This window comes from Allobosea sp. P2_B12 (assembly GCF_056404835.1).
Genome location: NZ_JBFUDG010000003.1, coordinates 294,363 through 308,090, shown reverse-complemented (window position 1 = coordinate 308,090; position 13,728 = coordinate 294,363). Strand labels below are relative to the sequence as shown.

The 13,728-nt window shown below is 66.9% G+C and carries 13 protein-coding genes; 12 read left to right on the top strand and 1 reads right to left on the bottom strand.

Annotation, left to right across the window (positions count from 1 at the left end; translation table 11 throughout):
• Window positions 1–79 precede the first annotated feature (79 nt).
• Window positions 80–2,071, bottom strand: a complete 1,992-nt coding sequence (locus AC1DYU_RS10320) for a 4Fe-4S binding protein (RefSeq protein WP_476791737.1) — start codon at window positions 2,069–2,071, stop codon at window positions 80–82.
• A 196-nt stretch (window positions 2,072–2,267) separates the two neighbouring features.
• On the opposite strand from AC1DYU_RS10320, the gene AC1DYU_RS10315 reads away from it, so the two are divergent.
• The 12 genes from AC1DYU_RS10315 (at window position 2,268) to AC1DYU_RS10260 (ending at window position 13,720) form a co-directional block, all read left to right on the top strand.
• Complete coding sequence (locus AC1DYU_RS10315; RefSeq protein WP_476791537.1) at window positions 2,268–3,011, top strand: biotin/lipoate--protein ligase family protein; 744 nt, start codon at window positions 2,268–2,270, stop codon at window positions 3,009–3,011.
• Window positions 3,008–3,556 carry a DUF6505 family protein gene (locus tag AC1DYU_RS10310; protein WP_476791536.1) on the top strand — a complete coding sequence of 183 codons (549 nt, stop codon included), beginning with the start codon at window positions 3,008–3,010 and terminating at the stop codon, window positions 3,554–3,556. Before AC1DYU_RS10315 ends, AC1DYU_RS10310 begins: the two co-directional genes overlap by 4 nt.
• A gap of 22 nt (window positions 3,557–3,578) precedes the next feature.
• Window positions 3,579–4,589 (top strand): DUF6352 family protein, encoded by a 1,011-nt coding sequence (locus AC1DYU_RS10305; RefSeq protein ID WP_476791535.1) that lies wholly within the window; start codon window positions 3,579–3,581, stop codon window positions 4,587–4,589.
• 72 nt (window positions 4,590–4,661) lie between these two features.
• Window positions 4,662–5,180: a DUF3305 domain-containing protein gene (locus tag AC1DYU_RS10300; RefSeq protein WP_476791534.1), complete on the top strand. Its 519-nt coding sequence runs from the start codon at window positions 4,662–4,664 to the stop codon at window positions 5,178–5,180.
• Window positions 5,177–5,896: a DUF3306 domain-containing protein gene (locus AC1DYU_RS10295; RefSeq protein ID WP_476791533.1), complete on the top strand. Its 720-nt coding sequence runs from the start codon at window positions 5,177–5,179 to the stop codon at window positions 5,894–5,896. Before AC1DYU_RS10300 ends, AC1DYU_RS10295 begins: the two co-directional genes overlap by 4 nt.
• A gap of 107 nt (window positions 5,897–6,003) precedes the next feature.
• A complete protein-coding gene (locus AC1DYU_RS10290; protein WP_476791532.1) occupies window positions 6,004–6,813 on the top strand; it encodes a Cro/CI family transcriptional regulator in 810 nt (269 codons plus the stop codon).
• Window positions 6,814–6,844: 31 nt separating this feature from the next.
• Complete coding sequence (locus AC1DYU_RS10285; protein WP_158482889.1) at window positions 6,845–7,048, top strand: formate dehydrogenase; 204 nt, start codon at window positions 6,845–6,847, stop codon at window positions 7,046–7,048.
• 14 nt (window positions 7,049–7,062) lie between these two features.
• Window positions 7,063–10,041, top strand: a complete 2,979-nt coding sequence (locus AC1DYU_RS10280; RefSeq protein WP_476791531.1) for a formate dehydrogenase subunit alpha — start codon at window positions 7,063–7,065, stop codon at window positions 10,039–10,041.
• A 15-nt stretch (window positions 10,042–10,056) separates the two neighbouring features.
• Entirely contained in the window at window positions 10,057–10,653 is a 597-nt protein-coding gene (fdh3B, locus tag AC1DYU_RS10275; protein ID WP_054207303.1) for a formate dehydrogenase FDH3 subunit beta, read from the top strand.
• 149 nt (window positions 10,654–10,802) lie between these two features.
• Window positions 10,803–11,810 (top strand): formate dehydrogenase subunit gamma, encoded by a 1,008-nt coding sequence (locus tag AC1DYU_RS10270; protein ID WP_476791530.1) that lies wholly within the window; start codon window positions 10,803–10,805, stop codon window positions 11,808–11,810.
• A gap of 115 nt (window positions 11,811–11,925) precedes the next feature.
• The gene (gene mobB / locus AC1DYU_RS10265) at window positions 11,926–12,456 is read left to right on the top strand and encodes a molybdopterin-guanine dinucleotide biosynthesis protein B (protein ID WP_476791529.1); all 531 of its coding nucleotides are present in this window, start codon (window positions 11,926–11,928) and stop codon (window positions 12,454–12,456) included.
• 7 nt (window positions 12,457–12,463) lie between these two features.
• Window positions 12,464–13,720 (top strand): molybdopterin molybdotransferase MoeA, encoded by a 1,257-nt coding sequence (locus AC1DYU_RS10260; protein WP_476791528.1) that lies wholly within the window; start codon window positions 12,464–12,466, stop codon window positions 13,718–13,720.
• The last annotated feature ends 8 nt before the right edge of the window (window positions 13,721–13,728 follow it).

Sequence of the window (13,728 nt, the reverse complement as noted above, 5' to 3'; positions counted from 1 at the left end):
CGAAGCGCAGCGCAGACCCGAGAATCTCTTGCAGGAGATGCTCGAGTCGAGCCCGAGCATGACGGATTCTATTCGCGCCCTACTGCAGCGGATCTTCCCCCCGCTCCCGGCGCTCGCGCAGGTAATCCTCGGTCGTGCGGACATTCGGCCGCTGCGGCGAGAGATGCGGGTCGAAGCTCTCGTTGACGACGACCTCGACGCGGCAATCCTCGCACATCCGGATCACCGAGATGCGCTTGGCGGCGTCGCCGGAGAACATCCAGTGCTTGTTCTCCAGCTTGGCTGCGATCTTCTCGATCGTGCTGCGGACGCCGAAGGGCTTGGCGCAAGCGATGCAGTGGAAGGGCTCTTCCTGCTTCAGCACGCGCTTGCCGCCCTTCCAGGCAGCGAAATCGAGGCGTGGTTCGAGTGTGATGACCTTCTCGGGGCAGGTCGTCTCGCACAGCCCGCACTGCACGCAGAGATCCTCCTGGAAGCTCAGTGTCGGCCGGTCGGGATCATCAGATAGCGCCTGGACCGGGCAGGCCGAGACGCAGGCGAGGCACAGCGTACAGCCCTCGGTCTCGACATGCACGGTGCCGAAGGGCGCCCGTTCCGGCAGCGCGACGGAGGCAACGGGGGAGGGCGCGGCGGCATGAAGTTCGGTCAGCGTCTGGCGCAACAGCGGGCGTCCGTCGCCCATCGGCCGGAAGCGGGCCGGCAGGGGCGAGACCGTGCCGGGCACGATGCGCGCCAGCGCCGCGGCGAGCTGGTCTGGATCGTCCGTCTCGATCAGCCCGGCGCTGGTTGGGCCGAAGCCGAGCGCGGCTGCCAGCGTGTTGGCATAGGACAGGTTGCGCTGCAGGCCCGAAAGATCGTGCTTGGGCCGGACGCGGCCGAGCACGCGCACGGCGCTTGCGCCGAAGGACAGCGCCGCCGCGAAGGTCTCGACGCCGATCTGGGTGATCTCGTTGATCCGCAGCGGCAGCACGTTGGCCGGCAACCCGTCGCCGAAGCGCGCGAGCGCATCGATCAGTTCCTCGCCATGCTCGCCGTCATGCAGCAGCACGACCGGCTTGGCGCCGCCGGCTTCCGCATAGGTGGTGAGCAGGGTGCGCAGTCGGCGCAGCAGCGCGTCAGTCGGCGGCAGGGCATAGGTCACCGCGCCGGTCGGGCAGATCGCGGCGCAGGCGCCGCAGCCGGCGCAGATTTCGGCCGAGATCGCGACATGGTCGCCATTCGGCGTGATCGCCCCGGTCGGGCAGAGTTCGAGGCAGCGCGTGCAGCCGGTCTTCTGCGAGCGCGAATAGGCGCAGAGGTCCTCGTTCAGTCGGACGTAAGTCGGCTTATCGAACTCGCCGACGAGATGGCCGGCCTCCGCGACGAGCTTTTCGATCGCCGCCGGGCTCGCGGGATCGGCGCGCAGATAGCCGGCGCGCAATTCGCCGGCCGGAAACAGCGGCGTCCCGCCCGAGACGTCGATGACGATGTCGCAATGCGAGGTGGCGCCGTTGCGCGGCTCGCCGAAGACGAGCTTCGCCCGCGAGGACGGGGCCGGCGCGGCATAGTCGTCGATCCGTAGCTCAAAAGCGCCGAGCCAGCCGGTGGCACCGGCGATGGTGCCCTTCAGGACCGGCGTCTCGTCGACGCGCGGCGGCGTGATGTCGCCCGGACGGCTGAGCAGGATGGTGACGTCGAGATGCTCGGCCAGGCGCTGCCCGACGGACAGCGCGACCTCGTCGCGGCCATAGACCAGGGCGACGCCCTTGCTGGTCAGCGTGGTGAAGGAGACCGGCGGCATCGGCTCGGCGGCGGCCGCAAGCAGCGCCGCCATCTTCGGACCGGCGGCCTTTGCTTCCTGCGCCCAGCCGGCGGTCTCTCGGATATTGGCGAAGGTGATCTCGCCGGCATAGTCGAGATCGGCCGCGATCTCCTCGAACAGCGGCGCCTCCTGCGTGCACGCGACGGTGATCTGGGCGCTGTCGCCCAGTGCCCGCGTGAACAGCTCGGTCTGCGTCCGGCAGAGATGCCGCGCGGTGCGGATGTCGCTGCCCTTGCAGCCGCGTGCCAGCGCCGCGCCGTCGAGCGGCATCGTGTCCTCGCACGAGCACACCATCAAAATGCGGGTGGCTTGCGGCGTGCGGGTGGCGTCTTGCATGGCAGGCCTGGTCCTCGGCGGCGGCGTTGTGTCGCCTCTCTTGCGATAATCCATGCTTATATGGAATTGGAGGGGTTCAAAAGAAGCGAACGATGAGCACTTCGTCGCGCCCTTGGAGGATTCTGCGATCATGGCGGTGAATGCCCGGCAATCGGACGATCTGCGCCGCGAGCCGGTCCTGCCGCCGGGCTTCTCGCTGGTGGCTTTGCGCGAATCGGGCGATGCCTTCGCCCATGCCTGCGGGATCGCCCCGGAAGCCGGCGCGGCGACGATGGTCTGGACGCGACGCTTCGACGTCATCGAGTTCGCGGTCGTGCTCGAGCCGGAGAACCCGCTACGCGAAGCGCGGCTTGCGCATTACTTGGCCATGAATGCGCTCGCCGATGCGCTGGCAGTCCATAGCCCGCCCGAGCGGCCGATTCTGTTCCGCTGGCCCGATGCGCTGATCTACGATCTTGGTTTGATCGGCGGCGGCAGGCTCGCTTGGCCGGAATCCTGTGGCGAGGACGAGGTGCCGGATTGGATCGTCTTCGGGGCGATGCTGCGCGCGACCACGATGACGCCCTTCGCAGCCGGTGATATCGGCGTCGGCATGGCCGAGGAGGGTTTCGAGGAGGTCGACGCGGTCGATCTGATCGAGGCCTTCGCCCGCCATCTGATGCTCGGCGTCACGCGCTGGCAGAGCGACGGCCCCAAGGCGACCGCGCTACGCTGGCTCGACCGGCTGGACAAGGTGCCCGGCACGCGCCACGGCATCGAGCCCAATGGCGACCTCATCGCGACGACGCAGGCCGGGACCGAACGCCGCAGCCTGATCGAGGCGCTGGGCCGCACCGATTGGCTCGATCGCGACAGCGGCGGGCCGAAGCTGTGAGTGCTCTGAAACTGCCCCGCGCGATCCGGCTCGACCCCTCCGACACCTTCGTCTTCCGTCGCGCGGCTGAACCCGGCGAATGGCTGGTTACGGGCTCCTTCCTGTTCGATCCCGCAACGATTCCCGGGCTCGACGCCAAGGCGCGCACCGCGTTCCGCTCCGGCTTCCTCGGCGTCGCGAGCTTCGGTTGGAGCACGCTGGCGGTGGTGACGGAAGCGACCGAGGCCGAGCGCGAGGAAGCGATTGCCCAGCTCGCCGACCACCTCATGCAAAAGCTCGGCGCGCCCGATCTCGCGACGGCCCGCGTCGCGGCCGCCGAGGAGATCGCCTTTGCCGCCTCGCTCTGCGATCATCCGGCGCAGACGCTGCTCGCTTTGCACCGGACGCAGGAGGATGGCGAAATCCGCGAGCGCTTCCGCACCCTGACGCCGCGCGACGCCAGCCAGAGCGAGGGCTTCCGCGCCTTCGAGTTTTTGGAGGTGGCGGGTGAGGATGACGGGCCGATCGAGCAGGTCGATCTTCTGAAGCTCGGCAGGACCGCATGATTCTCGGAAAGACCCTGTTGTCATGACGCATTTCTGGGCCACATCGGGCCATCTGCTACTGGACCGCGAGCCGGGTGGCGGGCTGCGGGTCACTGACGATTTCCTCAAGGCCTATCTGGCCCGGCCCGAATTGCTGCCGCCCGACGAGGCCTGCGCCGCCGAGCGCGCTCTGCATGCCAAGCTGATGGAGGCGCCACAGGCCGAGATCGCGCCGGCCGAGATCACTGCCATCCTCGACGAGGATGCCCGCGCGAACTGGCGCTTCATGCTGGGCTGGCGCGAGCGCCTGCTGGCGGCACCAACGCTGGAGGCTGCCTATGCCAGCATCATCCGCGACGGCGTCAAGGATATCCCCCCGCTGTTCCTCGACCAGCTTGTCCACGTCATCCTGCGCGCGGCGCTCGACGAGGTCGACGACCCCTATGTCGTGCGCGCCGCCGAATGCCTGTTCCGGCCGCAGCGTGTCACCCATCACGAGAACACCATTCTGCTTGCCGATGCTGACATCATCGAGGGCCACGAGGCCGACCGTCATGCCTCGCCGCTGCTGGCGATGCTCGGCGGTCCGGCGGCGACCTCGCTCGACATCCTCAAACCCGCCAATGCCGACCAGTACTGGCAGCGCTCCGATGGCTTCGACATAGTGCTCGATCTCGGCGGCACGCCCTCGGGCCGCGCCGCGCTCGGCCAGTCGCTGCGGCATTGGGTGCGCCAGATCCATGGCTTCGATGTCGAGATCGCGCCCCTGGAGAAGGTGAAGGATGCCGACTGGCGCTGGTTCGTCGGTCTCGACGCGCAGGCGACGGCTATCGGCAACGCGCTCTGGACAGGGCAGAGCCTCAGTGAGGACGAGCTGTCGCGCGTGCTCGCGCTCTACACGATGCGGTTGCCCGATGACGTCCCGGTCTTGCCGGCAGCCAAGGGCAAGCCGATCTATCTGGTCATGGCGATGACGCCCGACCGGATGCTGCGGTTGAAACCGCAGAACCTCGTCACCGGCCTGCCGCTCGCGGTCCGCGAAATGGCGAACTAGAGCTGGATGCGAAAAAGTGGGAACCGGTTTTTCGCTCGAATCCTGCTCTAAAACTCTAGCTAGGACAGGCCGATGACCCAGCAGCATATCGAGGTCGGCATCGTCGTCGAACGCCGCGCGGTCGATTCGCCGTGGATCGACCATGCCTGGACGCCACTCTCCGTCCTGCCCGAGCCGCCGCCGCTCGCGCCCTGGACCGAACTGCCGGGCACGCCGGACCGGCGCAACATCTATCTCGGCGCGGCGACGCTGACGCTGCATTCGGTCGACACCGCGCATTTCCGCGAGAACTTTCAGGCTGGCCGCGCCAAGCTCTGGGTCGCGATTCGGCCGACCGGTATCGCCCCGGAGATCGAGTTCGTCGGCGTTACGGCCGACCCCTTCGAGGGCGAGGTCTATGCCGAGAATGTCGGCGACATCGTCGAGGCTCTGCCGATGCCGCAGGCCGTCGCCGAGCAGGTGCTGGCCTTCTTCGAGACGCATCATGTCGAGCGCGAATTCATCAAGCGCAAGCGCCACGAGCATGATCCGCGCAAGGGCGGCGGGCCGCGCCCGGAGCCCGGTACGCGACGGGGCGAGGGCGAGCCATGAGCGCCGGAACGCCCGAGGATGAAGGCTTCCTGAGCCGCTGGTCGCGCCGCAAGCGCGAATTGGCCGAGCCCGAGATTGCGCCAGTGCAGGTCGCGCCCGAGGCAGGGCTGCCTGCCGAGGCGGTGGCACAGCCAGTCGAGACAGAAGCCGCCGAACCCGAGATGGTCGAGCCGCCCTCGCTCGACCTGATCGACAAGGATTTCAACGTCGCGCACTGGCTCAAGCAGAATGTGCCCGAGACCTGGAAGCTTGCCGCGATGCGGCGCGCCTGGGAGAGCGACCCCGCGATCGCCGGTTTCGAGAATCCGGCCCGCGACTACGCGCTCGACTGGAATACGCCGGGCGGCGCTCCGGGCTATGGTCCCCTGACGGAATCGGACGATGTCGCGGCGATGGTGCGGGGCATCTTCGGCGAGACGCCGGCACCTGAAACGCCGCCCATTCTGGCTGACGATGCGGCAGGCGACGCGATGTCGCATAAACTTTCGTCTTATGACGAAAGCTCAATCGGTGATGCTGCAGCGCAAGAAGAGGGAGCCTCGCAGGTCGAGCGGGCCGCCGTCCGGTTGAGCAGCACTGACGCGCCCCCCGTTGATAGCGGCTCGATTGCGCCGGAAAGCCCTCAGCAGGTTTATGCTGCGGTGCAGCATAGTCCAGAGGCGAAGGACATTTCCATGCGGATTCGCAAACGTGGAGGTGGCGCAATTCCAGTCTGAATCCAGATTGGAATGATTGTATTTCTGAGCGATAAGCAGGCATTATCACTGCTCAAGAATTGGTCGGCCGTCCGCCGCCTCTCTTGAAGGACGATGGCCTGATACGAATGCGTGACGCGGCACTGGAAAAGGCAATCGGCAGCGTCGGTGGCGTCAGGGCCCTGGCGCGCAGCCTCGGCATTTCGCAGCCGGCAATTTCGAGTTGGAAGCGCGTTCCGGCCGACCGCGTCCTGTCCGTCGAAGCGACCACCGGCATCTCCCGCAGCGACCTGCGTCCCGACATCTATCCCGATCCCAGCCAGACGGGGACCGCCGACCCATCGGACATCGCGGTGCCGCAGGCGCTCGACGAGATCGACGAGGCGCGTGCCCGCGAATGCGAACTGATCGGCACCCTGCTCTGGCGCGCGCCGACAGCCGAGACGCTGGCTGCGCTGCGGGGCCTGCACGGCGATGCCTCGCCATTGGGGATGGCGCATCTGGCCTTGGCCGAAGCGGCTGACGAGGCGACGCCCGAGAGCCTGCGCGACGAATTCTTCGAGCTCTTCATCGGAGTCGGCCGTGGCGAATTGCTGCCCTACGCCTCCTATTACCTGACCGGCTTCCTGCATGAGCGGCCGCTAGCGCTGGTTCGGGGCGATATGGGCTTGCTCGGTCTGGCGCGCGACGAGCGTGCTGGCGAGCCGGAAGACCATATCGCCGTCCTGCTCGACATCATGGCCAAGCTGATCCGTGGCGAGGTCGCGGGTTCCGGAATCGATGCCGACGGCTTCTTCGCCCGGCATGTCGAGCCCTGGGGCGAGCGCTTCTTCGCCGATCTCGAGGTCGCGAAGGCTTCGAAATTCTACAAGGCCGTCGGCCGGCTCGGCGGCCTGTTCCTGTCGATCGAGACCCAGGCCGCGAGGCTGCCGGCATGACGACTGCCAACACATGATGCGGGAGACGACGATGTCCAAGACGACAAATGAGCCGGGCAAGCCGGCCGTCGATCGCCGCAGCTTCTTCAAGGCGCTCGGCGCCGGCGCGACGCTGGCTGCCACGCCTGCGATGGTCACGCCCGCCGCCGCCGTCGATCCCGGCAAGGAGGAATCCAAGGCGCGCTACCGCGAGTCGGAGCACGTCAAGGACTTCTACCGCGTCAACCGTTACTGAGAGGCGCAAAAGCCATGCTGATCAAGCGCAAAACGGCCGATGTCCAGCGCGGCCGGCTCCAGGCGGCGATCGCCGGCCTGTCCTCGGGGGTCATGGACCGCCGTGCCTTCCTCCGCCGCTCCGGACTGGTCGCAGGTGGCATCGCCGCCGCCGGCGCGCTTCAGATCGGCTCGGTCCGCAAGGCCGAGGCTGCCGGCCTCGGACCCGCGACCGGCACCAAGATCATCAAGAACATCTGCACCCATTGCTCGGTCGGCTGCACGGTCAAGGCCGAGGTCGCCAACGGCGTCTGGGTCGGCCAGGAGCCGGCCTGGGAAAGCCCGATCAACCGCGGCTCGCATTGCGCCAAGGGCGCCTCAGTGCGCGAGCTCGTCCATGGCGACCGCCGCATCAAATATCCGATGAAGCTGGTCGACGGCCAGTGGCAGCGCATCTCCTGGGACGTCGCGATCAACGAGATCGGCGACAAGATGATGGAGATTAGGGCCAAGTCGGGCGCGGACTCCGTCTATCTGCTCGGCTCGGCCAAGTTCTCCAACGAAGGCTCCTACCTGTTCCGCAAGTTCGCGGCCTTCTGGGGCACCAACAACGTCGATCACCAGGCGCGCATCTGTCACTCCACCACGGTCGCGGGTGTTGCCAACACCTGGGGCTACGGCGCGATGACGAACTCCTACAACGACATCCGCAACTCGAAGACGATCATGTTCATGGGCTCGAATGCGGCGGAAGCCCATCCGGTCTCGATGCAGCACATCCTGTCGGGCAAGGAGATCAACCGCGCCAACGTCATCGTCTTCGATCCGCGCCTGACACGGACCGCCGCCCACGCCACCGACTACATCCGCATCCGTTCCGGCACCGACATCGCGGTGATCTGGGGCATGATGTGGCACATCTTCAAGAACGGCTGGGAGGACAAGGATTTCCTCGCCGCGCGCGTCTACGGCATGGATGACGTCCGCAAGGAGGTCGAGAAATACGACCCCAAGACCGTCGAGGACATCACTGGCGTTCCCGAGGCGCAGATGAAGCGCGCCGCCGAGACCTTTGCCAAGGTCAAGCCTGCAACCTTCATCTGGTGCATGGGCGTGACCCAGCACTCGGTCGGCACCGCCAATGTGCGCGCCATCTGCAACCTGCTGCTCGCCACCGGCAATGTCGGCGGCATGGGCAACGGCGCCAACATCTTCCGCGGCCATTGCAACGTCCAGGGCGCGACCGATTTCGGTCTCGATATCTCGAATCTGCCTTGCTATTACGGCCTGGTCGAGGGCGCCTGGCGCCATTGGGCCCGCGTCTGGGACGTGCCTTACGACTATTTCCTCACGCGCTTCGACGAGGTTCCGGCCAAGGGCGGCCGTCCGGCACGCACGGCCAAGGCCAATATGGAGACCTCGGGCCACACCTCGACGCGCTGGTTCGACGCCGCCAACCTGCCCGCCGAGCAGGTCGACCAGAAGGACAACCTCAAGGCCATGTTCGTCATGGGCCATGGCGGCAACACCATCCCGCGCATGCCCGACGCCGTGAAGGGACTTGAGAAGCTCGAGCTGCTGGTCGTCGCCGACCCGCATCCGACCAACTTCGTCTCGCTCGGCCAGCGCAAGAACGGCACCTATCTCCTGCCGGTCGGCACGCAGTTCGAATGCTCGGGTTCGCGTACCTGCTCGAACCGCTCGGTGCAGTGGGGCGAGAAGGTCGTCGAGCCGATCTTCGAGGCCGCGAGCGACTATTTCGTCATCTACAAGCTGGCGCAGAAGCTCGGCTTTGCCGACGCGATGCACAAGAACCTGGAGCTGATCCAGGGCAAGTACGGCCCCGAGCCATCGGCCGAATCGATCCTCAGGGAGATCAACAAGGGCGGCTGGTCGACCGGCTACACCGGCCAGTCGCCGGAGCGCCTCAAGCTGCACATGCAGCACCAGGACAAGTTCGACCTGGTCTCCTTGCGCGGCGCGGTCGGCTCGCCCGTCGAGAACGACTTCTACGGCCTGCCCTGGCCGTGCTGGGGCACGCCGGAGTTGAAGCATCCCGGCACCCACATCCTCTACAACACCTCGCTGGAGGCCAAGAACGGCGGTGGCACCTTCCGTCCGCGCTTCGGCCTGACACGCGAGCGCACCCTGCCCGACGGCAGCAAGGTCAATGATACCCTGCTGGCCGAGAACGGCTCCTACTCGCTCAATTCGGAGATCAAGGACGGCTATCCCGAATTCACCATGGGCGTGCTGAAGAAGCTCGGCTGGGACGCCGACCTGACGCCGAAGGAGCTGGAGACCATCACCTGGATCGGCGGCAACGCCATCGATGCGGTGAACTGGGCCAACGACCTCTCCGGCGGCATCCAGCGCGTCGCGCTGGCTCATGGCTGCGTGCCCTATGGCAACGGCAAGGCCCGCGCCAACGCCTGGAACCTGCCCGATCCGGTGCCGACCCATCGCGAGCCGATCTACTCGCCGCGCGTCGATCTCGTCGCCAAATGGCCGGCGCGTCCCGACGAGCGCACGCTGCGCATTCCCAACCTGCACACCTCGGTCCAGAAGGCCGCGGTCGAGAAGGGCATCGCAAAGTCCTTCCCGATCGTCCTGACCTCGGGCCGCCTCGTCGAATACGAGGGCGGCGGCGAGGAAACCCGGTCGAACCGCTGGCTGGCCGAACTGCAGCAGGACATGTTCGTCGAGATCAACCCGGCCGACGCCACCGCGCGCGGCATCAGGGACGGCGCCTTCGTCTGGGTGTCGGGTCCCGAGAACAACTCGAAGGCGCGGGTCAAGGCGCTGGTGACCGAGCGCGTCGGCAAGGGCGTGGCCTTCATGCCCTTCCATTTCGGCGGCTTCTACCAGGGCCAGGACCAGCGCGGGAACTACCCGAAGGGGACGGACCCGATCGTGCTGGGCGAGTCGGTCAACATCGTCACCACCTATGGCTATGACCCGGTGACGGCGATGCACGAAGGCAAGGTCACGCTCTGTCAGATCGCGGCGGCGTGAGGAGGAACTGAAATCATGGCCCGGATGAAATTCCTCTGCGACGCCGATCGCTGCATCGAGTGCAACGCCTGCGTCACCGCCTGCAAGAACGAGAACGAGGTGCCCTGGGGCATCAACCGCCGCCGCGTCGTCACCATCAATGACGGTAAGCCCGGCGAGCGCTCGATCTCGATGGCGTGCATGCATTGTACAGATGCACCTTGCATGGCCGTCTGCCCGGTGGACTGCTTCTACAACACCGCCGACGGTGTGGTCCTGCACAACAAGGACCTCTGCATCGGCTGCGGCTACTGCTTCTACGCCTGCCCATTCGGCGCGCCGCAATATCCCAAGGTCGGCAACTTCGGTTCGCGCGGCAAGATGGACAAGTGCACCTACTGCTCGGGTGGACCGGAGGTCGATCTCTCGCCGGCCGAGTTCCAGAAATACGGCTCGAACCGTCTGGCCGAGGGCAAGCTGCCGCTCTGCGCCGAGATGTGCTCGACCAAGTCCCTGCTCGCCGGCGACGGCGACATCATCGCCCAGATCTACAAGGAGCGGGTGGTGAAGCGCGGCTACGGCTCGGGCGCCTGGGGTTGGCAGACCGCCTACAAGGAAACGATCGCAATCTAGGAAGCTGCTTGGAAACTCAGCCCTCATCCTGAGGAGCCGCGCAGCGGCGTCTCGAAGGATGCTCCAGAGACTGCTGGATCATCCTTCGAGACGCCATTTTGAGACAAGATGGCTCCTCGGGATGAGGGCTGAGAAGAAGGATCATCGCCATGCGTCTCGGCGCCCATTTCCGCCTTCTGGTGACCGGCTTGCTGCTGAGCTTTGCCGTCGCCTTCGCCGCCCCCGTCTCGGCCCAGCAGGTCAACCCGACCGCCGACTCGGTCCGCGAGCAGCAGTTTCTCGATGCGCTGAAGGGCAACCCTTCAGCCGAGCTGCAAGGCCGCATCACCATTCCCGACCAGAAGGCGGCGACGCTGGAGCGGCCTGCTGGCCGCGACTGGCGCGCCTTCCATCAGGGCACCATGCTGCGCATCGCCGCCATCGCCGTGCTCGGCACGTTGGTCGCGCTGGTCGCATTCTACCTGATCCGCGGCCGCATCCAGACTGAAGGCGGGCCTTCGGGGCGCGCCATCACGCGCTTCAACGCCTTCGAGCGCTTCATGCACTGGCTGACGGCGGCCTGCTTCATCGTGCTGGCGCTGTCGGGCCTGAACGTCACCTTCGGCAAGCATCTTCTCCTGCCGCTGATCGGGCCGCAGGCCTTCACCAACATCTCGGTCGTGGCGAAATGGGCGCATAACTATCTCGCTTGGCCCTTCATGGTCGGCATCGCCATGATGTTCGTGGTCTGGATCAAGGACAACATTCCGGGCATGACCGATGTCCGCTGGTTCGCGGCCGGTGGTGGTATCGTCGGCAAGGGCCACCCCCCGGCGAAGCGTTTCAATGGCGGCCAGAAGATCGTGTTCTGGAGCGTCGTCCTGGGCGGTGCCGCGCTGTCGGTCTCCGGCTTCTACCTGCTGTTTCCCTTCTATGCGGGCGGTGTCCTGAACCTGCAGTTCTGGAACGTCGTGCACGGCATCGTCGCGGTGCTGATGGTCGCCATGATCCTGGGCCACATCTATATCGGCACGATCGGCATGGAGGGCGCCTTCGACGCGATGGGCTCCGGCGAGGTCGATCTCAACTGGGCCAAGGCGCATCATTCGCTCTGGGTCGAGGAAGAGTTGCAGAAGGGCCATGTCTCCGTTGGGCCGAAGCTCCAGCCCGCCGAGTGACGCAAGGCTGACCCACGGATGGCTGACCCAAGGATGGCTTGACCGCGCAGGGCAACCTGACGGATGACAACCGGGCGCTCAGGCGCCCGGTTTTGTTTTGGTACGAAAGCACTCGATGCGCGTGATCGGTCTGGCGGGATGGAGCGGCGCGGGCAAGACCACCGTGCTGACCCGCGTCATTCCCGAATTGGCGCGGCGCGGCGTCTCGGTCTCGACGCTCAAGCACGCCCACCACGCCTTCGATCTCGATACACCGGGCAAGGATTCCCATGCCCATCGAGAGGCCGGCGCGCGCGAGGTGCTGATTTCGTCCGAGCGCCGCTGGGCCCTGATGCGCGAATTGCGGGACGAGCCGGAAGCCTCGCTGCCTGACCTGCTGGCGCGTCTGTCGCCGGTCGATCTCGTCATCGTCGAGGGCTTCAAGCGCGAGCCGCACGTCAAGATCGAGATTCATCGCGCCGCCAATGGCAAGCCGCCGCTGCATCTGGGCGACGAGACGATCGTCGCGATTGCGAGCGACGTGAGCTTCGCCGATGCCGGGCGCCCGGTCGTCGGCATCGACGACATCGCGGCCATCGCCGATATCATGCTGGCGCAAGCCCAGCCGCTCGCTGCCGTATTGGCGCGCGCCGGCTCGCGGGAGTGATCGGACGATGGCGCAACTGAGCCGGGACAGCGAGGCCTTCGGCGGCGCGCTGATGACGCTGGAACAGGCCGGAGAACGCGTTGCGGCGCTGGTCCAGCCGGTTGGCGGCACGCAGGTCCTGATGCTCGCCGACGCAGACGGCCGCGTCTTGGCGCAGGACGTCGTCGCGGGGCTCGACCTGCCGCCCTTCGCCAATTCGGCCGTCGACGGCTATGCCGTGCGCTTCGCCGATCTCGCCGCTGCCGGCGAGACGCGGTTGCCGGTTGCCGGCCGTGTCGCGGCGGGCGCGGATGCAGGCAGTGTCTCGACGCAAGGGGTGGCGGTGCGCGTCTTCACCGGCGCGCCGATGCCGCCGGGCGCCGACACCGTTTTCATGCAGGAAGACGTCGCGCTGGAGGGCGGCGTCGCGCTCCTGCCCGCGGGACTCGCGAATGGGGCGAACGCCCGCCCGGCCGGGGAGGACATCGCGCGCGGAACCGTCGCGGCGATGGCCGGCCAGCGCCTGCGTCCGCAGGACCTCGCCTTGCTCTCGGCGCTCGGCCTGACCGAGGTCACGGTGCGCCGCCGTCCGCGCGTCGCGGTGTTCTCGACCGGCGACGAACTGGCCGAGCCGGGGACGCCGCTCGCACCGGCGGCGATCTACGATGCCAACCGTGCGCTTCTCCGCGCGATGGTCGTGCGCGCCGGCGCGGAGGTGATCGATCTCGGCATCCTGCGCGACGAGCGCGACAGTCTGGCGCGGAATCTGGCGCAAGCGGCGGGCGATTGCGACCTCATCCTGACCTCGGGCGGCGTCTCGACCGGCGAGGAGGATCACGTCAAGGCTGCCGTCGAGCGCGAGGGCGAACTGGCCTTCTGGCGCATTGGCATCAAGCCCGGCCGTCCGGTGGCGCTGGGCCGGGTCGGCGCGACCCCCTTCATCGGACTTCCGGGAAATCCGGTCGCGGTGTTCGTCACCTTCGCCTTCGTGGCACGGGCGATGATCGCACGGCTGGCCGGCACGGAGCCGACGCGGCCGGTGGCACTGCCGGTGCGGCTGGGCTTTGCCTATCGTAAAAAGGAGGGCCGGCGCGAATATGTCCGGGTCTCGCTGGAGCCGGCGGCCGACGGGATCATGCTCGCGCATAAGCATCCGCAGGATGGGGCAGGCGTCCTGACCTCGCTGACCCGCACCGACGGCCTCGTCGAACTGGCCGAGGATCTCACGGTGATCGGGGAGGGCACGATCGTGCCGTTCCTGGCCTATGGGCTGCTTGTCGGCTGACCGACGCT